14 protein-coding genes are annotated in these 20,313 nt (G+C 63.1%); 7 read left to right on the forward strand and 7 right to left on the reverse strand.

The window, feature by feature from the left end; translation table 11 throughout:
- Nucleotides 1-2: 2 nt before the first annotated feature.
- Nucleotides 3-2,963: an oxidoreductase gene (locus tag ABHM97_RS16545; RefSeq protein ID WP_349471535.1), complete on the forward strand. Its 2,961-nt coding sequence runs from the start codon at nucleotides 3-5 to the stop codon at nucleotides 2,961-2,963.
- Nucleotides 2,960-4,753, forward strand: coding sequence for an FAD-dependent oxidoreductase (locus ABHM97_RS16550; RefSeq protein ID WP_349471536.1), 1,794 nt, complete (start codon nucleotides 2,960-2,962; stop codon nucleotides 4,751-4,753). The genes ABHM97_RS16545 and ABHM97_RS16550 overlap by 4 nt, the downstream gene beginning before the upstream one ends.
- On the opposite strand, the gene ABHM97_RS16555 is transcribed toward ABHM97_RS16550, so the two are convergent.
- The 3 genes from ABHM97_RS16555 to ABHM97_RS16565 form a co-directional block, all read right to left on the reverse strand.
- Entirely contained in the window at nucleotides 4,678-6,855 is a 2,178-nt protein-coding gene (locus ABHM97_RS16555) for a transglycosylase domain-containing protein (protein ID WP_349471560.1), read from the reverse strand. The two genes, ABHM97_RS16550 and ABHM97_RS16555, sit on opposite strands and share 76 nt — an antisense overlap.
- Nucleotides 6,856-6,963: 108 nt before the next feature.
- Entirely contained in the window at nucleotides 6,964-7,464 is a 501-nt protein-coding gene (locus tag ABHM97_RS16560; protein ID WP_235517492.1) for a sensor histidine kinase, read from the reverse strand.
- A 195-nt stretch (nucleotides 7,465-7,659) separates the two neighbouring features.
- Nucleotides 7,660-8,247, reverse strand: coding sequence for a DinB family protein (locus ABHM97_RS16565; protein WP_349471537.1), 588 nt, complete (start codon nucleotides 8,245-8,247; stop codon nucleotides 7,660-7,662).
- A 145-nt stretch (nucleotides 8,248-8,392) separates the two neighbouring features.
- Here ABHM97_RS16565 and ABHM97_RS16570 point away from each other — a divergent pair, with 145 nt between their 5' ends.
- Nucleotides 8,393-10,765 (forward strand): polysaccharide lyase 8 family protein, encoded by a 2,373-nt coding sequence (locus tag ABHM97_RS16570; RefSeq protein ID WP_349471538.1) that lies wholly within the window; start codon nucleotides 8,393-8,395, stop codon nucleotides 10,763-10,765.
- A gap of 12 nt (nucleotides 10,766-10,777) precedes the next feature.
- Here the strand turns inward: ABHM97_RS16570 and ABHM97_RS16575 are convergent, their stop codons facing one another.
- A complete protein-coding gene (locus ABHM97_RS16575; protein WP_349471539.1) occupies nucleotides 10,778-11,959 on the reverse strand; it encodes a substrate-binding domain-containing protein in 1,182 nt (393 codons plus the stop codon).
- A gap of 140 nt (nucleotides 11,960-12,099) precedes the next feature.
- On the opposite strand from ABHM97_RS16575, the gene ABHM97_RS16580 reads away from it, so the two are divergent.
- Entirely contained in the window at nucleotides 12,100-13,599 is a 1,500-nt protein-coding gene (locus ABHM97_RS16580; protein WP_349471540.1) for a sulfatase family protein, read from the forward strand.
- On the opposite strand, the gene ABHM97_RS16585 is transcribed toward ABHM97_RS16580, so the two are convergent.
- Nucleotides 13,596-14,609 (reverse strand): Gfo/Idh/MocA family protein, encoded by a 1,014-nt coding sequence (locus ABHM97_RS16585; RefSeq protein WP_349471541.1) that lies wholly within the window; start codon nucleotides 14,607-14,609, stop codon nucleotides 13,596-13,598. The two genes, ABHM97_RS16580 and ABHM97_RS16585, sit on opposite strands and share 4 nt — an antisense overlap.
- A gap of 236 nt (nucleotides 14,610-14,845) precedes the next feature.
- Between ABHM97_RS16585 and ABHM97_RS16590 the strand changes: the two genes are divergently transcribed.
- Genes ABHM97_RS16590 through ABHM97_RS16600 form a run of 3 tightly spaced genes read left to right on the forward strand, consistent with a single transcriptional unit; the run spans nucleotide 14,846 to nucleotide 18,097 of the window.
- Nucleotides 14,846-16,183, forward strand: a complete 1,338-nt coding sequence (locus ABHM97_RS16590; RefSeq protein ID WP_349471542.1) for an ABC transporter substrate-binding protein — start codon at nucleotides 14,846-14,848, stop codon at nucleotides 16,181-16,183.
- Nucleotides 16,180-17,178, forward strand: a complete 999-nt coding sequence (locus ABHM97_RS16595; RefSeq protein ID WP_349471543.1) for a carbohydrate ABC transporter permease — start codon at nucleotides 16,180-16,182, stop codon at nucleotides 17,176-17,178. Before ABHM97_RS16590 ends, ABHM97_RS16595 begins: the two co-directional genes overlap by 4 nt.
- Nucleotides 17,179-17,188: 10 nt before the next feature.
- On the forward strand, nucleotides 17,189-18,097 hold the full coding sequence (locus tag ABHM97_RS16600; protein ID WP_235517478.1) for a carbohydrate ABC transporter permease: 909 nt from the start codon (nucleotides 17,189-17,191) through the stop codon (nucleotides 18,095-18,097).
- Nucleotides 18,098-18,224: 127 nt separating this feature from the next.
- On the opposite strand, the gene ABHM97_RS16605 is transcribed toward ABHM97_RS16600, so the two are convergent.
- Both ABHM97_RS16605 and ABHM97_RS16610 read right to left on the reverse strand, forming a co-directional pair.
- Nucleotides 18,225-19,037, reverse strand: a complete 813-nt coding sequence (locus tag ABHM97_RS16605; protein ID WP_349471544.1) for a bifunctional allantoicase/(S)-ureidoglycine aminohydrolase — start codon at nucleotides 19,035-19,037, stop codon at nucleotides 18,225-18,227.
- 13 nt (nucleotides 19,038-19,050) lie between these two features.
- Nucleotides 19,051-20,313, reverse strand: coding sequence for a DUF6986 family protein (locus ABHM97_RS16610; protein WP_349471545.1), 1,263 nt, complete (start codon nucleotides 20,311-20,313; stop codon nucleotides 19,051-19,053).

Raw genomic sequence — 20,313 nt, forward strand, 5'->3', positions numbered from 1 at the left:
CCATGGCACAGGCACGAATCGCCGGAACACCCGTGACCCTTGGCCGCAACGGCCGTACCCCCAAGACCCTCCGCAACCGACTGGCCTCCGCGCCCATGGAGCGCAACTACGGCACCACGGACGGCTACATCACGGAGCAATACATCGACTACCTGGTCACCCGCGCCAAAGCCGGACTGGGCATGGTCACCACTGAGGCCACCTACGTCCGGGCCGACGGCAAGGGCCGAACCCACCAACTTGGCCTGCACACGGATGACATGATCCCTGGGCTGCGCCGCCTTACCGACGCTTTGCATGCGGAAGGTGCGCTCGCCGCCGTCGAACTTAACCACGGCGGCCGCACGGCGCAGGCCGCAGTTTCCGGTTTCAAGAACCTCGCGCCGTCGCCGGTTCCATGCCCGACGGCGGGTGGGGAGGTTCCGCGCGAACTCACCGCTGCCGAGTGTTACGAGCTTGTGGCGGCGTACGCGGCCGCAGCCCGCCGCGCTGTTGCCGCCGGGTTCGATGTCATCAACCTCCACGGCGCGCACGGGTACCTGATCCACCAGTTCATGTCGCCCATTTCCAACCACCGGACGGACGAGTTCGCAGCTCCCTGGTTCTTCATGAACCTCGTGATCGACGCCGTGCGGGAGGCCGTGCCGGACACGATTGTGGGCATGCGGGTTTCGGTGGTGGAAGGCCCGGCCGACGGCATCAGCGCCGAGCAGCAAATGGCCATCATCGCCAAGGCCCACCTGGACAAACTCGACTTCCTGGACCTCTCGGCCGGCAGTTACGACGCCGGTGAATGGATCGTGCAGTCGGGGGAGTGGAAGCCCGGGATCCTGGCCGACTATGCCAAGGCATACAGGCAGTTCGGGCTTCCCCTGGGCATGGCTGGCCGCTTGAATTCGCCGGAAATCATCGAAGAAGTCCTGACCCAGGGCACCTGCGACTTCGTGAGCCTGGCCCGTGCCATCCATGCAGACCCTGCCTTTGTTGGCGGCGTCCTTCGGGGCGAACGCTACCGGCCCTGCATCGCGTGCAACGTCTGCATCGATAACCTAGGGCTCGGCCAGGTCACCTGTACGGTCAATCCTGAGGTTGGACGCTCACGGGTCCCTGTTCCTACTCCTGCTGTCCGTCCGGCGTCCCGGGTGTTGGTGGTGGGTGCCGGACCCGCTGGCCTCACAGCCGCCCGCGAACTCGCCGAAGCCGGTGCCCGAGTGACGCTCATGGACGACGGCGTGCGGCCAGGCGGCCAGTTTGCCATGGCTGAGCGCATGAAATCGACGCCGGACTTCCACCGCTTTGCTGAGTGGTCCAGTTCGGAAAACGAGCGGCTGGGCGTGGAAGTCCGTTTAGGAGCCTGCGTTGATATCTCCGACGCCGGCAAGCTGGCCCGCGAGGTCGGCGCCGATGCCGTGGTCCTTGCTACCGGTGGGCTGCGGCCGACGCCAGGGTTTATCGGGGCCGACTTGCCGCAGGTGTCCGATGTCCGGGACTGGCTCGCCGCCCATCCGGACATCCTGGACGGCGATTCATCGGCTGCTGTTCCCGAAGCTGTGACCATATGGGGTGGGGATTCCGTGGCCATGAGTGTGGCGGACACCCTCGCGTCCCTGGGCACAGCCGTGCTGATCGTGGGCCCCCAGGCGGCGCTGGCTCCTGAGTCGGGGCGCCGTGCCAAGATCCTTGCCGTGCCACGACTCGAGGCCAACCCCCAGGTGCGGATTTTCCTGTCCAGCACCATCGAGGAGTATGACGGTTCCCGGGTCCGAATCAGCCGAGCGGGTGTTGAGGACCAGTGGGTTGAGGCTCCGGGCGATCTCCTGGTTTCACGTTCCGTGCTGCCGCTGGATGGTTCCCTCACGCTGGAGGAACGGGAAGCAGGACTCAGCGTGGCTGCGTCCGTGCCGGTCGCGCTGGCCGGGACGGTTGTGGATACCTCTCCGGCTATGGTGTCCAACGCTGTGAAGAGTGGGTACGACGCAGCCCAACGCATCGCTTCGACGCTGGCCGGACGCGGGATGGGCGCCGAGTTCGCGGGAACGGTGCCAGGTCGCTGGAGCTCTCCAGCGAAGCCGCAGGCTTCCGGCGATTTCGGCGCACAGCAGAGCGAACGTCAGCCCCGGCGGCTGGGACTGGCCCAGCTTTCATTGGTCGGCACCGCGCCTCCGGACCTGGTGAGCATCGCAGCCCAGGCAGGATTCGATTTCATTGGCGCACGGGTCCGGCCGGTTACTGCATCCGAGCGACCCTATGACCTTCAACCGGGCTCGCCCATGCTTCGCGAAACCCTGGCCCGCATGGCTGACACAGGGATCACGGTTGAAGACATCGAGTTCCTGCTCTTGGACGGAACAGGGTTGCAGAACGGGACCGATCAGCGCCAGGCGTGGCTGCAGATGATGGAAGCCGGCCAAGCCTTGGGTGCCTCGACCCTGACGGTGGCATGCGCGGACCCGGACCTTGATCGCTTTGGGGACCACCTCGCGCAGATGACCCAGGACGGCAAGGCCTACGGCATCATGCCTACCTTGGAACCCATTGCTTACCAGGCCGTCCGTTCCATACCGCAGGCCGCAGTGCTGGCACGCCGGGCGGGCTGCAAGATCGTAGTGGATGCCCTCCACGTCAACCGCTTCGGCGGTTCACTGGATCAGCTTGTGGCCGCTGCGGACCTTGTTCCTTTGATCCAACTTTGCGATGGACCTTCCTCACCGCCAAGCACCAGGGAGGAACTGATCAAGGAGTCCCGTTCCGAGCGCGGCGTCCCCGGGGAAGGCGAATTCGACCTTGCGTCCCTCGTAGCTGCGTTACCTGCCGGCACTCCGGTCAGTGTCGAAACGCCATCGGACAGCCGGGTCGCGGCCTTGGGCGAATCCGGATGGGCCACACACCTCAAAGCGGCAGCCGGAGCTGTCCTCACCACCCTCACAATCAACAACGCAGCACTTACCGGGAGCACCAAATGAACACCAAGCAACCTCTGCCCACCGTGGACTGCGACGTCCTGGTGATCGGCTCGGGGGCCGGAGGCCTTTCAGCGGCAGTGACGGCCGCGTATCACGGACTGAAAGTCATCGTGGTGGAAAAAGCTGACGTGTGCGGCGGGGCAACATCGTGGTCCGGCGGCTGGGCCTGGGCACCGGGGAATCCCCTGGCCCAAAAGGAAGGTGTCAGGGAGGACAAGGACACCTTCCGCACGTACCTCAGAGGGGTCCTTGGGGAGGACTATCAGGAGGATAAAGTGGATGCCTTCCTGGAGGCTGCCCCGCACATGGTGGGTTTCTTCCACGACAAAACATCCCTGCAGTTCGTTCCCGGCAGCAAGATCAACGACATCTACGGCAAGCTGCCCGGAGCAGGAACCGGCAACCGGTCCGTAGGCCCCAAACCCCTGAACGCCCGCGCCATCAAACCCAGCGTGCGAGCCAGGATGCGCCACCAACTGTACGAAACATCGTTCCTCGGCATGGGCATCATGGCAGGCCCGGACCTCAGCAAATTTCTCTCGGCATCACAGGGAAACCCCAAAGGACTTTTCCACGCGGGCTGGCGTTTCGGCTTCCACCTCCTGGACCTCCTGACGCACCGCCGCAACATGCAGTTGGTCAACGGCACAGCGCTCACAGGCAGGCTCATGAAATCGGCTGATGACCTCGGCGTCGACATCCGCGTTTCCACACCGGCCACAGCGTTACTCAAAGACGACGACGGCACGGTGACTGGCGCCGTCGTGCGTTCACCGGAAGGTGAGCTGCAGATCAACGCTGCCCGCGGCGTCGTGCTGGCGTCCGGCGGCTTCCCCAACGATGTGCAGCGACGGAAAGAGTTGTTCCCCAAAACCCCAACGGGCCGTGAGCACTGGACGCTTGCGCCACGGGAGACCACCGGCGACGGCATCAACCTGGCCCAGTCTGTGGGGGCCAGCTTCAAGACTGCGGTGAAATCGCCTGCCGCGTGGTGCCCGGTGTCCTTGGTGCCCTACCGCAACGGCAGGACGGGGGTGTTCCCGCACATCATGGACCGGGCCAAGCCGGGCAGCATCGGTGTCCGCGCGGACGGTCAGCGGTTCGTGAACGAGGCCAACGGCTACTACGACTACGTCGAGGCGCTCCTGGCCGCAACGCCTGAAGGCGAAACCGTGGAGTCGTGGCAGATCGCGGACAGCCGCTTTGTCCGCAGGTTCCCGCTGGGCATGGCCAAACCTTTGCCCGTGCCTCTGTTCCCGTACCTCCGCTCGGGATACCTGATCAAGGGCAGGACGATCGAAGAACTGGCGGAGAAGTGCGGCATAGACCCCGCCGGTCTACGTCGAACAGTGGCCAGATTCAACGCCAACGCGCGTGCCGGCGTCGACCCCGACTTCGGCCGGGGCGAGACCGCCTTTAACCGGTACGGCGGCGATGCCGGCAACAAGCCCAACCCGTCGTTGGGTCCGATCGAGAAGGGCCCGTTCTATGCCGTGCGGGTGGTTCCGGGCAGCTTCGGCACGTTCGCTGGCGTGGAGACGGACGGCCGCAGCCGCGCCCTCAACCACGACGGCGAACCCATTCCCGGTTTATACGTCACCGGCAATGACCAAGCCAACGTCATGGGCGGCCACTACCCGGCAGGCGGCATCAACCTAGGTCCCGCGCTGACGTTCGGCTACATCGCCGGGCGGGATCTCGCCGGCGTGGACACCTACCGCGGCGCAGTAGGTGCAGGGGTGACCGGAGCCGGTGGGGGAGCCGGTGCAGGGAAGGGACCACTGGGGTAGAGCGCCGTGGCTTCCATCATGTAGTTTGCCCACTGTGGACCTGCGATCATGTAGCCGTCCAGCGACCTGTAGAACTTGCCGTTGATGGTGACGTTTTGGCCCGCCCGTTGCTGGCCCGCCGAGGTATCCCCGAAGAACGACGCCGTAGCGAGCGCCGTGGTGAAGCCGGCCACCCAGGTGGCTCCGTTGTTGTTCGAGGTTCCGGTTTTTGCTGCGACAGGGACCTGGTTCTGAACCTTGGGTTCGATGTAGACGCCGGAACCCATCTTCAGTACGTCCTGCAACACGGCATTGACTCCGCGGGCAACGGAAGGTTTGACGGCATCCCGGCACTCGGGTTGCTGGGCATCGTATTGCCGCCCCTGGGCGTCCTTGATTTCTGTGATGGCGATGGGGGCGCAGTAGGTGCCGTCGTTGGCGAAGGTGGCGTAAGCACTCGCCAGGACCACGGGCGCCACGCCGATGGAACCGAGCAGGTTGCCGATCTGGTGCATGTTGACCGGCGCGTTGTCCAGGCCGCTGTGCAGGCCCACGGTGTCCACCATCCGCTGGATACCGCAGAAATCCAGTTGCGCGGCAGTAGCGAACGTGGCCGTATTGATCGAGTTGTAGAGCCCGTAGTTGATGGGCATGGGACGGTAGTAGCCGGGGTCGTTGTTTTGCAGGTCGTCGTCGGCGCCCAGGTTGGCCGCTTTCTGGGCCGTGCTGTAGCCACCCATCACTTTCCCGCAACTGTCACGCCACGGGAAGCCCACCGGGTAGACCCGGCGGGAAGCATCCACCACCGCGGTTGGATTCTTGCCCTCATTGAGCCACTCGGCATAGATGAACGGCTTCATGGTGGACCCGGGTTGGAAGCCGCCGGCACCGTTGAGGTCGTAGCCGTTCTCGTCCTTGGCATCCACGTTGAAGTTCAGCTGGGTATCGTACTTCCCTTCCTCGGGAACGAACACCGTGTTCTGGGCCATCGCAAGGATTTTGCCGGTACCGGGCTGCACCGTGGTCATGGCCGCGCCCCACTTGTCAGGATTGTCGCCGGCCGAGGCATCGACCTGTTTTTGCGCGGCGGCCTGGAGCCTGCTGTCCAGCGTGGTGGTGATGGTGAGGCCGCCGCGGAACAGGAGCCGCTCGCGTTCCTCCAAAGTTGAGCCATAGGCGTCGTTGTTGAGGATGAGATGCGAAACGTAGTCGCAGAAATACGTGGCGATGGTGGCCCCCGCACAGCCCTGCATGGACGGGGTGATGTTGAGTTCCAGCGGTGCCGCCACTGCAACCCCGTGGTCCACGGCGGTGATCTTGCCCTGCTCCAGCATCCTGTCCAGCACCAGGTTGCGCCGGGCGACTGCGGCGTCCGGGGCAACGGTTGGATCGTAGACGCTGGGCCCGTTCACCAAGCCGGCCAGGAGTGCGGCCTGCGGCAAGGTCAGGTCCTTGGCGGACGTACTGAAGAAGTAGCGCGACGCCGCTTCGATGCCGTAGGCGTTCCGGTTGAAGAAGACAATGTTCAGGTAGCCCTCAAGGATTTGGTCCTTGCTGAACCGCTTTTCCAATTCCAGGGCCAGCTTGATCTCGCGGAGCTTGTCTCCCATGGTCTTTTCGCCGCTCAGGACCACATCTTCCGGCCGTCCCTGGGTGAGCCGTGACTCGTTAAGGACATTCGTCACGTACTGCTGCGTCAGCGTTGAGGCGCCCTGCCTGGTTCCCTTGGTCAGGTTGGAGCTCAGCGCCCGCATGATGCCTTGGGCGTCCACACCCGGATGCTCGTAGAACCGGCTGTCTTCAATGGCGACGATAGCCTCACGGATGAAGGGTGACATTTCCTCCAGCGGAACCTTCACCCGGTTCTCGGCATAGAAGGTGGCAATGTGTTGGCCGTCGGCAGTGACAACAGTGCTGGAAAGGGACGGCGAGTCGACGTTGAGTTCGCTGGGCAGGCTCTCGTAGAACCCGATGGATCCACCCACCGTGGTGCTGGTGAAGGCGACTACGGGCACCACGAACCCGGAGATCAGCACGCCGCAGAGGATACTTACAAAGAAGAAACCGAAGATCCTGAGCAGGACCTTCCCGAGAGCTGGCTTACGACCCTTGTTCCGCGCCATTTTCGATGCCATTCCGTAGGGATATGAGGCTGAAAAGTAGGTACAGAATACGTCCGGCTCTGCCGCCGATCCATGGGGTGGAAGCCTAAATAAGGTCCCAAATAGGACTCAATCCAAGGGAAGGGTGACCCTGACGCTGGTGCCCCGTCCAACCTCGGAGTCGATGTCCACTGTCCCGCCGGCGTCGTGCACTGCGATCGACATCATGAGGAGCCCGAAACCGTGCCGCCGTCCACTGGGCGCGGCATGGATTTCGAAGCCGCTGCCATCATCGGTGATGGTGAGTTGGATGCCGTGGTAAACCGCGTTGAGGCGGATGGTGAGCTCGCTGGCTCCCGCATAATTCAGAGTGTTGCTGAAAGCTTCCTGGGCCACGTGATACAAAAGGGCCGCCGCGGAGGACGAGATTTCGATTCCATGGTGCGGGGTGTGCCAGTGCACTGTCACACCGGCCCTGCGAAGGGGAGCAGCCAGCCGGTCGATGCATCCTGCGACACCCAGCGCGTAGAAATCCACGGGGTGCTGATCCTGGATGATGCCCTTGACGGCCATCACCTCACTGAGAGCTGCTGACTGGTCCATTGGGTCCCCCACATCGTCGTCTTTCATACTGGAAATTCGATGCCGAAGACTCCGTGTATTGGTGCTTCGACTGCTTCCAGCGTGGCGCTGATGTATCAAGGAACCTTTTCGATTAGCTCAAGTTCGTATCAAGTTTGCGGGGCGGACTTGCGCCGGTGGACTTCCCGCATAACAGCGCCCGACGGCGGTACGTGAGTACCGTCGTCGGGCGCTGTCAGGGTGTCAGCGGTTGCTGTGGTCTGCCTCCACTGCGGCCTGCTCGATGCGGGCCCGGTACGCTGCCCACTCCTCCGTGGACTTTCCCGGTATGTTGAGATCCCCTGGCCGCTGGCCTGCCGAACCGTCAATGAGTTCACGGAGAATATCCGCATGCCCGGCATGGCGGGCCGTTTCGACGCACATGTGCACCAGGATCTGGTGAAGCGTTACGTTCTTCTTTGCCTCGTTCCACCAGGGCACCACGCCCGCCGCGTCCAACGGCAGTGCCTCGATGGTGGCGTCGCTGTGTTCGGCAGAGAAACGGTGGAGTTCCATGATCTCTTCGCGGCTTTCGTTGGCCGGAACCCACATGTCCCCATCAGGCTCGGCACCATCGGCAAACCACGGAAGTTCCCGGCCACTGGGCCGCCCGAACGTCACACCGAAGTAGTCCAACTGGACGCTGGCGACGTGCTTGATGAGCCCTAAAAGATTAGTGCCGGTGGGCGTCATGGGCCTGCGGGCGTCGTACTCGCTGAGGTCCTCGACTTTGCTGAGGAGATCCTCCCGCCGATTCCTGAGGTATGTGAGCAGCGTCGCTTTGTCATCCATGTGCTGCACTCTACCGAAGGGGTCCGACAGGAATAACTGCTTTATTCCTCCCCTCCTCCTCGCGTTGACTACAACCCAAGCCAGTGGAGGGCCCCGGCCAAAGGATGCCGGACCGTGTCCATCCACGAGTGTTAGGAGCAACTCCTTGTCACTTCAATTCCCTCGCCGGACCCTTCTTCAGGGAGCCGGTGCCCTGTCCCTCGCAGCAGTGGTCAGCTCGATGTTTGCCGAAAATGCGTGGGCCGACACACCTCCGGATGCCTCGGAGTTCGCAGCGTTGCGGAACCGCTGGGTGGACCAGATCACCGGCCGCAAGGTCATCCAGGCCGGTGATCCGGATTTTGCCGCGGCGATCGCTGCCCTGAACAGCAAGGCCGCTGATTCCTTGGCAAAGCTCAACCGGGTGTCCGGCCGTGCATCGGTTTTCACGGACCTGTCCCTGGCCAAGGACGCCGAGATGGTCACCACCTATACACGTCTTTCCCAGCTGGCCACGGCCTGGGCAACACCTACTGCGGCCGTGTTCGGAGATGCCTCGGTGTTGGCTGACATCAAAGCCGGCCTCGCTGATGCCAACGCCCTTTGCTATAACGACACCAAGGAAGAAGTTGGCAACTGGTGGTCGTGGGAAATCGGCGTGCCCCGCGCCTTGGCCGACGCCATGGTCCTGCTTCATGGGGAGTTGTCCGCGGCTGAGATCCAGTCATATTCGGCAGCCATAGATCACTTTGTTCCGGACCCTTGGCTGCAGTTTCCACCGAAGCGCGGCAAGATCACCTCCGTGGGCGCCAACCGGGTGGACCTGTGCCAAGGAATCATCATCCGGTCCCTGGCCGGAGAAGACACGGGCAAGCTCCAGCACGCCATTGCCGGCTTGAGCCAAGTGTGGCAGTACGTCACCAGCGGGGACGGCATCTTCCACGACGGCTCGTTCATCCAGCACAGCACCACGCCCTACACCGGTTCCTATGGGGTTGTCCTGCTTACTGGCCTTTCCAAGCTCTTCGCGCTCCTGGGCGGTACGGCGTTCCAGGTTTCGGATCCGTCCCGCAGTATCTTCTTCGACGCAGTGGAGGGATCATTTGCTCCGGTCATGGTGAACGGGGCCATGGCCGATGCCGTGCGAGGCAGGAGCATCAGCCGGGAAGCCAATACCGGATACGACCTGGGGGCATCAGCGATCGAAGCGATTCTCCTCCTCGCCCGCGCAATGGATACCGCTACCGCCGCCCGATGGAGTGGGCTGTGCGCAGGGTGGATTGCGCGCAATACGTACAGACCAATCCTCAAGGGCGCCAGCGTGCCAAGGACCGCGCTGGTGAAGGAACTCCAGTCCGCAGGGGTTGCACCGGTGGCTGAACAGGCCGGGCACAGGCTCTTCCCGGCCATGGACCGCACCATGCACCGGGGGAGTGGTTGGGCGCTTTCGCTTTCCATGTCCAGCAACCGCATCGCCTGGTACGAATGCGGGAACGGCGAGAACAACCGCGGCTACCACACGGGTTCCGGCATGACGTACTTCTACACCTCGGACCTGGCCCAATACGACGACGCCTTCTGGGCCACCGCCAACTACAACCGACTTCCAGGCACCACGGTGGACACCACGCCCTTGCCGGACAAGGTAGAAGGCGAATGGGGTGCTGCCGTTCCGGCGAACGAGTGGACCGGGTCCGCGGCGCTTGGTGAGGTGGCCGCCGTCGGGCAGCATCTAGTGGGTCCGGGCCGGACCGGACTGTCGGCACGGAAGTCCTGGTTCGTGGACGGGGACGTCACCGTTTGCCTTGGTGCCGACATCACCACTGCTTCCGGTGCCAGGGTGGAAAGCATCGTTGACCACCGCAACCTGCATCAAGGCACCAACGCACTCACGACGGCGTCGGGCACCATAGCGGACACGACGGGTAACGCCGTTGTGCTGAGTGACGACCGGTGGGTCCACTTGGAAGGGTTTGGCGGTTACGCCGTGCTGGATTCATCTCCCCTTACGGTGCTCAGGGAAAGCCGTTCCGGAAGCTGGTCGGCAGTGAACATCAACGGCAGCAGCACTGTACAGAACCGGAATTTCGCCACCTTCTACTTTGACCACGGCGCCGGTTCTGCACCGAAGAGCTATGCCTACCTGGTGGCCCCGGGAGTGTCCTCGAAGGAATGCAGCAAGCTTGCCAAGGGTGAGCAGTACGTGGTGATCCGAAACGACGCGACCGCGCAGTCCGTGGAATTCAAGGCTGCAAAGGCCACTGCAGCGACTTTCTGGAAGCCTGGGACCGCGGGCGACCTCGGAGCCTCCGGCCCGGCGTGCGTGGTGTATTCCAGGCACGGCAACGTGCTGAGCCTGGCTGTCAGCGAACCAACGCAAAAGGCCGCCAGCCTTACTTTGATCTTGCCGGAAGGTACTTGGTCAAGCGTGGTCGAAGGCGCAGGCACCTTGGGAATTGACGCTTCGGGCAGGACTACCCTGACGCTGGACACGTCCGGCCTTGGTGGGCAGGCGCGGGTTGTCAAGCTCGGCCGCTAGGCCGCCACGGGGCTAGGTACGGGTGACTGCCTTGGCCCCACAGGAATCACGAATCACGATCCTTGGCCGCAAACGGATCTGGTACAGCGGGCAAGCATCGCCCTCGGTCAGACGGCGCAGCAGGACATCGGCTGCCATGACACCGAGGCGATGCTTGGCCGGTGATACCGCGGTCAGGGGAACCTGGGCGAGGTCGGCCATCTCGTCGTCATAGGAAACCAAAGCCAGGTCCTGGGGAACCCTGACACCGTGCCTGGCCGCCGCACCCTCCAATAGCGCAGCTTCCCGGTCGCCGAACACCAACGCTGCAGTGGCGCCGCTGCCGGACAGGAGCTGGAACATGTGCTCAGCCTGGTCCGCCTCCCATTCGGGCTTGGTGGCGCTGAAAGCAATGGTGTGCCCCTTGTTATCCAACCCCAAGGATTCGACGGCCGCCGCGTACCCTGCGATCACGGCGGCCTGGGTGGGGTTGCTGCTTCGTGCGGCTTCGTTGGCCCGCGTGAGCAGCCCAATCCTCCGGTGACCCAAGCGATGAAGGTGCATGACGGCGTCGTACGCGCCGCCCTGGTGATCGGAGCAGACGTGTTCGGTCCGGTCTCCCGGTCCCAGGTCGTCCAGGCTGCGTTCCAGCAGGACAACCGGGACCGGAAGGGCCATCAGCTCGGCCACCCGCTGCTGGGGATTAGCCAGGCCGGTCAAGGTCGGCACCAGGATGAGCCCGTCAACGCCAGCGTCCAACAGGAACTCGATACTGTCGTTTTCCCGGGTGAAGTCGTAGTGGTACGTGGAAAGCTGGAGGCTCGCACCGCGGGACGACAGATGCTCCTCGATGCCCTGGAGCACTTGCGGATAGTAAAGCTGAGTGTCCGGCAGGAGGACGCCAATCACGTACCGCGAACGCTTTGGCGAGCGCTGCGCTGCGGCCACGAAGCTCCCGGCGCCTTGCCTCCGGACCACGAGCCCCTTGTCCACAAGGTCCTCGAAGGCCCTGCGCACGGTGGTCAGGGACAGGCCGGTTTCCACGGACAGCTGCTGCTCGGTTGGGAGCTTTGTGCCAACAGCCCAGGTGCCCGCCAGGATGCCCCTGCGCAGGTTGTCGCTGAGGTTCTGGAACTTCAGGTTCTGCTTGGCGGTGTCGCGGATGGTGGCGGAGGCGGGAGCAGCCTGCTCCGGCCCGGGTGTTTTCCTTGGCATGCTGGGGCTCCACGTGTCGGCGGTAATTCCTCCCATCTTGCCGCATCAAAGAGGGAGTATTTAGATACTATTCCGCCTCTCAGTGACGTAATCCTGAATGCTCATTGATTCCTCGCTTCCTCGGCACATAGCAATGAAGGGTGTCCAACGAAAAGCCGAACATCCTCTTTATCCTCAGCGACGACCAGGGCGCCTGGGCCTTGGGGTGTGCTGGAAACAGCGAGATCCGCACACCAAACCTTGATGCCCTCGCGGAGAGCGGCACACGCCTGGAGAACTTCTTCTGCGTCTCGCCCGTCTGCTCGCCGGCCCGTGCAAGCCTCATGACAGGGAGCATCCCTTCACGCCATGGCGTCCATGATTACCTGGCAGGTGTTGAAACCGGCCCGGGAGCGGTGGACTATCTTCAAGGCCAACCTCTCTTCACCGACGCCTTGGCCGAGGCCGGATATCGTCTGGGGCTCTCGGGCAAGTGGCACCTTGGTGCAAACGATGTCCCCCGGCAAGGTTTCAGCCACTGGTTTGCGCTGCAGGGTGGAGGCAGCCCCTATGACAGGTCGGTGATGTACAGCTTCGACGGGGGTTCCAGCCGCCGGGAGACGGTCACCGAGTACCTGACGGATGCGATCACCCGCGACGCCATCGCATTCGCCACCGATGCCGCGGAGCAATCCGGGCCCTTCTTCCTTGCCGTCAACTACACGGCACCCCACAAGCCCTGGAAAGGCCAGCATCCGCCGGAGTTTGAAGAGCTTTATGCCCATTGCGACTTCACCAGCTGTCCCCAGGAACCCCTCCACCCATGGACTCCCACCGTGGATGGGGTACCGATCGGGGGCGAGCCGGATGTGCGGGCTGCCCTGGTGGGATACTTTGCGGCGGTCAGTGCCATGGACGCCGGAATAGGCAGGCTCCTGGATCACCTGGACCACCTGGGGATCAGGGATAACACCCTCGTTATCTTCAGCAGCGACAACGGCTTCAACTGCGGCCACCACGGCATCTGGGGAAAGGGCAACGGTACATACCCGCAGAACGTCTACGACTCCTCCGTTAAAGTCCCCGCGATCTTCGCCTTCCCCGGCCGGATCCAGCAGGGGGCTGTCCGGGAGGATCTGCTGTCCGCCTACGATGTCGCCGCCACCGTTCTGGAACTCGCAGGCCTGGACCCGGAACCTTTCGAAAACGGACCTGGCCAATCCTTCGCGGGGTTGCTTCGCCCACTGCCGGAGGCGGCAGTCAACAGCACCAACGAGAACCCCGACGACGACGGGCCGGCCAAGGCTGCCGGGGGACGCGCCGTCGTGGTCTTTGATGAGTACGGTCCGGTGCGCATGATCCGCAGCACTGAATGGAAGTACGTCCACCGGTACCCGCTCGGTCCCCACGAACTTTACGACCTGGGGGCAGACCCCCAGGAAAGGACGAACCTCGTGGATGACCCGGCGCATGCCATCCAGGTGTCGGGTATGAGGGCCCAACTCCAGGAGTGGTTCCAACGCCATGCGCTTCCCGGGCTGGATGGCAGTTGGCTCCCGGTAGCCGGTGCGGGCCAGACTGCGACCGTGCTGGAGGATCCCCTGGGTGCTTTCACTCCTCCCAATTGGGACGGCACGGCCGCGGCCCGGCGGAGCCCTTAGCGGATGTGGCTCAGGATCTTGTGATCCGCACGTGATGCCAGCACCACTTCATTGCCGGACGCCGCTGCCTCGTAGGAGGCCAGGACTACTTCCACAATGTGGCGGGCGTGTTCAACGCTGACTTTCGGTGATCCGCCGTCGAGTACATTGACGAAGTCACTGAGCTGGCGGAAGAAGCCCTCCTGGATATCTTCCGGTTTCGGCACCCACACGGTCCGTGTTTTTCCGTCGAACCGGACCTGGGTTCCATGGTGGGGGCTGCAGGAGACAGCGCCGCGCTCGCACACGATGAGCACCTCATCCATGCGTTGGGCGGCGTCAGAGACCACCACGACAGTGACATGGACGCCGTTGCGGAGCGTCAAAGAAATAGTGCCGTCCGTTTCCACAGGAACCCCGAAGCGTTTGAGGGTCGAGGCGGTCAGCGACTCGACGGACGCGCCACCGAACCAGATGCTGCGGTCCAGGCAATGGCCGCCGATATTCATCAGCGCCCCGCCGCCGGCCATGGCCTCGCTGAAGAACCAGTCGGGGCGGGTGCCCGGCCGGTAGTCGGTAGTGCGGTAGTCGCGGATCATCAGGACCCCGCCGAGTTCGCCAGTAGCCAGTACTTCCTCAACGGCCAGTTTCTCCGGGAGGAAATGCTGGATCTGTCCAATCACCAAGGACACCCCTGCGTTGCCGCAGGCCTCGATCATGCGATCGCAGTCCACCACTGTGGTTGCCATCGGCTTTTCCACCAGCACATGCAAACCCTGGGCGGCCGCGGCCAGCACCATCTCCAAATGCAACCCATGTGGGGTATTGATGATCACCGCATCCAGGCCGGCTTCACGGAACATCACCGTGTAGTCCGTATATACGCGGGCACCCCAAGGTGATGCGACCCTGTCCGCCGCTTCCCGTTGCAGATCGCAGACAGCAGCCAGTTCCACGTTGCTGATCCGCCCGGCGGATTCCGCGTGGAAGTGCGCCACGGCACCGGCACCAATGATTCCCAGTCGTATCAAGTTCCCTCTTTAGCTCGGAGCCGAAATGCAGACAGTGTCTGCCTGAACAGATCATCTTGATTGTTGAGGAGCGTCATAAGAGGAATAAATGCCTAATCCACCGAATCCTCTGATGAGCACTCCGGGAAAACAGCAGACTTTGCGAAGTACTCATTGAATCCTGCTTTCCGTGGCTGTGAGAGTCGTCTCACCGAACCGCATCCGGCCGGTTCCCCCACTCTCGAAAGGTGATCCCCATGGGCAAACCAGCCCGTCATCTTCGCTCACTGGCTGCCCTGATGGGCGTCGCACTAGCACTGACCACGACTGCTTGCGGTGGAGCCACTGACGCCTCCACCGTGGCCGATGCCGTGGACATCTCCGGCTCCATTTCCGGGCAGACCATCAACTATTGGTCCATGTGGAAAGACGGTGAGCCACAGCAAAAGGTCATTGCTGCTGCCATCGCCGACTTCGAAAAGGAAACCGGGGCCAAGGTCAGCGTCCAATGGCAGGGCCGCAGCAATAGTGAAAAGCTCGTTCCTGCATTGAACACCAACAATGTGCCTGATTTGGTGGACGGAACACTGGCCAAACTCGCGCCCGTCATCGGCGAAACCGGACAGGCCAGCCCGCTGACTTCCGTGTACTCATACAAGGTTGATGACACCTCAATCAGTGAGGTGATTCCGCAGAAGTTCACCAGCAACGGAGCCTTCAAAGGGGAAGACGGCCAACCGTGGATGGTCCCCTACAGCGTCAGCTCCGATGGCATCTGGTTTGATGCAGCAAAGCACCCTGAGCTCAAGGCCAAACCCCCTGCCACCTGGGATGAATTCATCAACGTACTGGACAAGTTGAAGGCAAGTGGGACAGCTCCCGTCGCCGCGGACGGTGACATTGCCGGCTACAACGCCACATGGTTCGTGACTTCGCTGCTCCGGCTCAAGGGCGCGGGAAGTTTCAAGGCGCTGGTGGAGGACAAGTCCGGCGACGGTTGGAATGCTCCTGAAGTCCTTGAAGCCGCCCGCAAAGTAGAAAGCCTGGTCAAGGGCGGGTACCTCAACAGTGGCTACAACGCGAGCAAGTTCCCTGCGCAGCAGCAACTGTGGGCGAACGGCGACGCGGCCCTGATGCTCAACGGTTCCTGGACGCCCACCGAGACCGGCTCCTACGCTGCCCCAGGATTCGAATACTCGTCGTTCCAGTTCCCGGCCATGAGCGATAAGCCGGCAAGTGCCCGGGTGGACTTCATCGGCTTCGCGGTGCCCGCAAAGTCGAAGAACCAGGTTCCCGCACAACGGCTCGCAGCCTTCATGCTCAACTCCAAGTACCAGAACGCCCTCGGCACAGAAGCCAAAGTGCTCCCGGTCAGGCCGGACGCACCGGTTGCACCCGCCGTCGAGTCCGTCAAGGCGGCCATCGACGCGGCCCCCGCAACGCACCTCCAGAACGACGGCGTGACCTTCCCCGGCTACATGGAGAAGGTCTTCTTCCCCAAAGACGACGAACTGTTCCTCGGGAAGACCACTGCAGATGAGTTTGTCGGAAAGATGAAGGCCGCCCAGATCCAGTATTGGAAGGACAACGGATGACACTGAGCCTGAAGGACCGCCGGGTTGGCCGCACGGCCGATCGGGGATCGGAATCCCGAAAACCGCTTCAGCACACATCGCGGCGCGGCAGCCAACGCGGCGGAAGTTCCATCGACGTGCAGCGCAAGAAGCTGCTGATTCCCTTTGTCGGCCCGGCCTTCGTCCTGTACACGGTGCTGTTCATCGTTCCCGCCCTGGGCGCAGTGTGGATCAGCCTGCACAAGTGGGCCGGTTCGGGCCCCATGAAATTCGTAGGGCTGGACAACTACGGCAGGATCTTCCGCGACCAACTGTTCATTTCCTCGTTCGGGAACACACTGCTCCTGCTTTTCGTAGTGGGGGCGGCAATCTTCGTCCTGGCCTTCGCCTTGACGCTGGTCCTCAGGGACATGGCAGGGAAGAAGATCGCCCGCAACGTCATCTTCTTCCCACACCTCATCAACGCACTGGTATTCGGCGTACTGGCCGGGTTCATCTTCAATCCCGGTGGGATGGTCAACAGCCTCCTCGCTCCGCTGGGCGTGACGGATCCGCCAAAGTGGCTGGCGCAGGACAACATTTTCCCGCTCATCATGGTCACCCTGGTGTGCACCACCACCGGTTACTTCACCACCATCCTGATGGCCGGTGTCGACCGAATTCCGCCCTATTACTACGAGGACTGCGCCTTGGCCGGAGCCACGGCCTTCCAACGGCTGCGGTACGTCATCCTGCCGTTGACCTGGGATGTCTTTGGCACCTGCGCGGTGCTGTGGACGATCTCCTCCGTGAAGATCTTCGAGATCGTCTGGGTCTTCGGTGGAAGCTCCGGTGCCGGTGTGCCACCGACGCAAAGCTGGACGGCCGCTGTCTACACCTACGTCAATGCGTTCTCAGGACAGTCAACGCCGGCTTATGGCGCGGCAACAGCGTCAGCGGTGCTGTCCCTTGCCCTGATCTCCGTCCTGGTGGTCCTGTTGCGCCGCGCCATGCGGCGGGATGCCGTCGAATTCTAGAGGAAATGACATGACTGAAGTTGAACTCCTGGTCCCTGCAAAGTCCATCCGCCGGAGGGGGCGGCGTGGGGTCAGCCCGGCCCTGCGCGGAGAACGCAACGTTGTCCGCGGGGCAGGGGTAGCACTGCTGTGGCTGGTGGTCGTCATTAGCATTGCTGCCTTGGTGTGGATGGTGGCCCAGGCGTTCCGCGATACCAGGTCCATCCTCGATGACCCCTGGGGTGTCCCAACGTCCCTGGATTTCGGGAATTTCGTCCGTGCCTGGACCGTGGGTGACTTCGCCGTCGCAACGTGGAACAGCCTGCTGACCACTGTGGTTTCCTCGGTCCTGACGGTAGCCATCGCGGCCCCGTGCTCCTATTACCTCAGCCGCGTGGACAACAGGCTCACCCGGGGCCTGAGCCTGTACTTCATCCTGGGCTTGGGCATTCCGGCGCAAGTCATCCTGATCCCGCTGTTCGTCATGCTCAACAAGGTGTACCTGACCGACAGCATCATCGGGTTGAACCTGGTCTATATCGGGGTGTCGATGCCGTTCACGGTCTTCCTGTTGACGGCGTTCTTCCGATCCCTGCCCCTGGAGATGGAGGAAGCTGCGGCCTTGGATGGGACCACAGCGTTCGGCACGTTCTGGCGCATTACGCTGCCGCTCGCCAAAGGTGGCATCCTGACGGCGTTCATCCTCCAGGTCATCTCGCATTGGAATGAAACGCTCCTGGCCCTTACCCTCCTGCAATCCACGGAAAAGTACACCCTGCCAGTAGCCCTGATTTCGTTCGTGCAGCAGCAGACGTACTCCGGGGCTGACTGGGGCGGACTGTTCGCCGGACTCGTGATCGTGGTCCTGCCGATGCTCATCATCTACGTCTGGTTGGGCCGCCGTCTGACCGAGGGACTGACGCTTGGGATGGGCAAGTAGCCGGATCGCCATCGGCCGTCGCCGCTAAACATCTGAAGCACCGAGTCCGCCGGAAAACGACGAAATCGCCGGAAAACTCCAGCGAACTGGCAGCTTTCCGGCGATCTCGGCGCAAGTGGGGTAAGGACTAGGTGAGCTTCACCTGGCGGTTCATGTCCTTGTACAGCAGGTAGCGGAACTCGCCCGGGCCGCCGGCGTAGCAAGCTTGCGGGCAGAACGCGCGCAGCCACATGAAGTCGCCGGCCTCCACCTCAACCCAGTCGTTGTTGAGCAGGTACATGGCCTTGCCCTCCAGCACGTATAGGCCGTGCTCCATGACGTGGGTCTCCGGGAAGGGGATCACCCCGCCGGGCTGGAAGGTGACGATGTTGACCTGCATGTCGTGGGCGAGGTCGCTGGAGTCCGTGAAGCGGGTGGTCTTCCAGACGTCGTTGGTGTCCGGCATGGACGTGGGCTCCACGTCCTTCTCGTTGGTCACGAACGACTTTGCCTCGTACCCTTCCAGCCGCTCGTAGGCCTTGCGGATCCAGTGGTAGGAGACGATGTCGTCGGAGATGTTCTCCACGCCCCACTCAGCGCCGGCCGCGAGGTAGGCGTAGCCGCCTTCTTCGAGGTGGTGCAGTTCGCCGTCGAGGGTCAGGTTGAGCTGGCCCTTGGTCACGAAAATGACGCCTTCGACGCCGGACTCGAACTCAGCCTTGGGAGCGCCGCCGCCCGGAGCGATCTCAACGATCAGCTGCGAGAACGTGGTGGCGAATCCGGAGATCGGCCGCGCGATGATCCAGGAACGGGTGTTCGTGAAGCCCGGCAGGTTGCTGGTCACGATGTCCGTGAGGACGCCCTTGGGGATCACGGTGTAGGCCTCGGTAACGATGGCCCGCTCGGTGGTCAGGTGGGTCTGCGGCGGCAGCCCGCCCTGCGGGTAGTAATAGTTGCCCATGCGGTGCTCCTAGTCAGTGCGAAGTCGGTTGTGCGAGCCGGGGATGCGCAAGCGCGGTCAGCTGGGGAAGTTCGACGCCGGCAAGCGCCTTGACCTCGTCGGTCCCCACTGCGCCGCACTGGACACCGCGGAGGACGAAGCCGGCCAGGGCACGGGCCGTTGCGGGCTCGTCCATGACACCGCCTTCGGTCCGTTCGACGTAGTTCCGCAGCCGAAGCGCGGCAGCGGGCAGACCTTCGCGGTAGAAGGCGTACGACGCCGAGAAGCGGCTGGGCAGTTGCGCGGCGTGGAGATCCCAGCCCTGGTAGTAGCCGTTTTCCAGGGAACGTCGGACCAGGCGGCCGTGCAATTTCCATGCATCTTCCACGGCGTCTCCGACGGGGATGATGTTGGTGGAACCGTCGGACAGGCGGATGCCTGTGCCGGCGACGGCCAGTTGCATGACCTGCTTGGCGAAGTCTGCCACGGGGTGTTCCATGGACTGGTATTCCGCAGAGATGCCCAGCGACGCGCTGTAGTCGTAAGTCCCGTAGTGCAGGGCGCTAATGCGGCCGGGCACCACGTGGGGGAGCTGGGCCACAGGCGAGGTTCCATCCGCGCCGATGATGAGCTGCGGGGTTTCCACCTGCACCTCAAAGCGGAGCCGGCCAGCGGGGAGCCCAAGGACTTCCTCCAGGCGGGACACTGCGTAATCCATGGCCTGGACCTGGGCCACAGTGGTGACCTTGGGCAGGGTGAGGATCAGGCCCGGCGGGAGCTCCCCGGCTGCTGCGAGCGTGGACACGAACAGGTCCAGGGTGCGCAGGCCGCGGGCCCGGGTGGGGGCTTCGAAGCACTTGAAGCGGATACCGATGAACGGCGGTGCTGTTCCGGCTGCGACAGCAGCTGCAACGGCGTTGGCGGCAGCAACGGCGTCGGCGTCTTCTGCCTCGTCGCCGCGGTCACCGTAGCCGTCTTCAAAGTCCAGGCGAAGGTCCTCAATGGGCTCGGAGGCCAGCTTGGAAGCTACCCGGGCGGCAACGGCTGCAGCCAAGTCGGGCTCCTGGCCCAACAGCTGTCCGAGTTTTTCGAGACCGCCGTGGGCTTCCGCCGTCGCGAGTGCCTGGGCGCCCCAGTCCGCCAGGAAGGTGGGCGTGAAGCGGTCCGCCGGGATGTAGACGGTGTGGATGGGCTGGCGGGAGCCGTCGTCGCCGGGGTAGTTGCGGTCCAGCAACTGGTCCGTCGCGGTCAGCTGTTCCTCGATGTGGGCCAGGTCAGATGAACTCAGTGAACCCAT

Source organism: Paenarthrobacter sp. CAP02 (assembly GCF_040137855.1).
Taxonomy (GTDB): Bacteria; Actinomycetota; Actinomycetes; order Actinomycetales; family Micrococcaceae; genus Arthrobacter.

Bases quoted from the DNA above. Each gene is read 5' to 3' on its own strand.
- ABHM97_RS16550 (WP_349471536.1), top strand. From the start codon at position 2,960: ATGAACACCAAGCAACCTCTGCCCACCGTGGACTGCGACGTCCTGGTG.
- ABHM97_RS16560 (WP_235517492.1), bottom strand. From the start codon at position 7,464: ATGAAAGACGACGATGTGGGGGACCCAATGGACCAGTCAGCAGCTCTC.
- ABHM97_RS16610 (WP_349471545.1), bottom strand. From the start codon at position 20,313: ATGGGTTCACTGAGTTCATCTGACCTGGCCCACATCGAGGAACAGCTG.
- ABHM97_RS16605 (WP_349471544.1), bottom strand. From the start codon at position 19,037: ATGGGCAACTATTACTACCCGCAGGGCGGGCTGCCGCCGCAGACCCAC.
- ABHM97_RS16575 (WP_349471539.1), bottom strand. From the start codon at position 11,959: ATGCCAAGGAAAACACCCGGGCCGGAGCAGGCTGCTCCCGCCTCCGCC.
- ABHM97_RS16565 (WP_349471537.1), bottom strand. From the start codon at position 8,247: ATGGATGACAAAGCGACGCTGCTCACATACCTCAGGAATCGGCGGGAG.
- ABHM97_RS16545 (WP_349471535.1), top strand. From the start codon at position 3: ATGGCACAGGCACGAATCGCCGGAACACCCGTGACCCTTGGCCGCAAC.
- ABHM97_RS16555 (WP_349471560.1), bottom strand. From the start codon at position 6,855: ATGGCGCGGAACAAGGGTCGTAAGCCAGCTCTCGGGAAGGTCCTGCTC.
- ABHM97_RS16590 (WP_349471542.1), top strand. From the start codon at position 14,846: ATGGGCAAACCAGCCCGTCATCTTCGCTCACTGGCTGCCCTGATGGGC.
- ABHM97_RS16600 (WP_235517478.1), top strand. From the start codon at position 17,189: ATGACTGAAGTTGAACTCCTGGTCCCTGCAAAGTCCATCCGCCGGAGG.
- ABHM97_RS16595 (WP_349471543.1), top strand. From the start codon at position 16,180: ATGACACTGAGCCTGAAGGACCGCCGGGTTGGCCGCACGGCCGATCGG.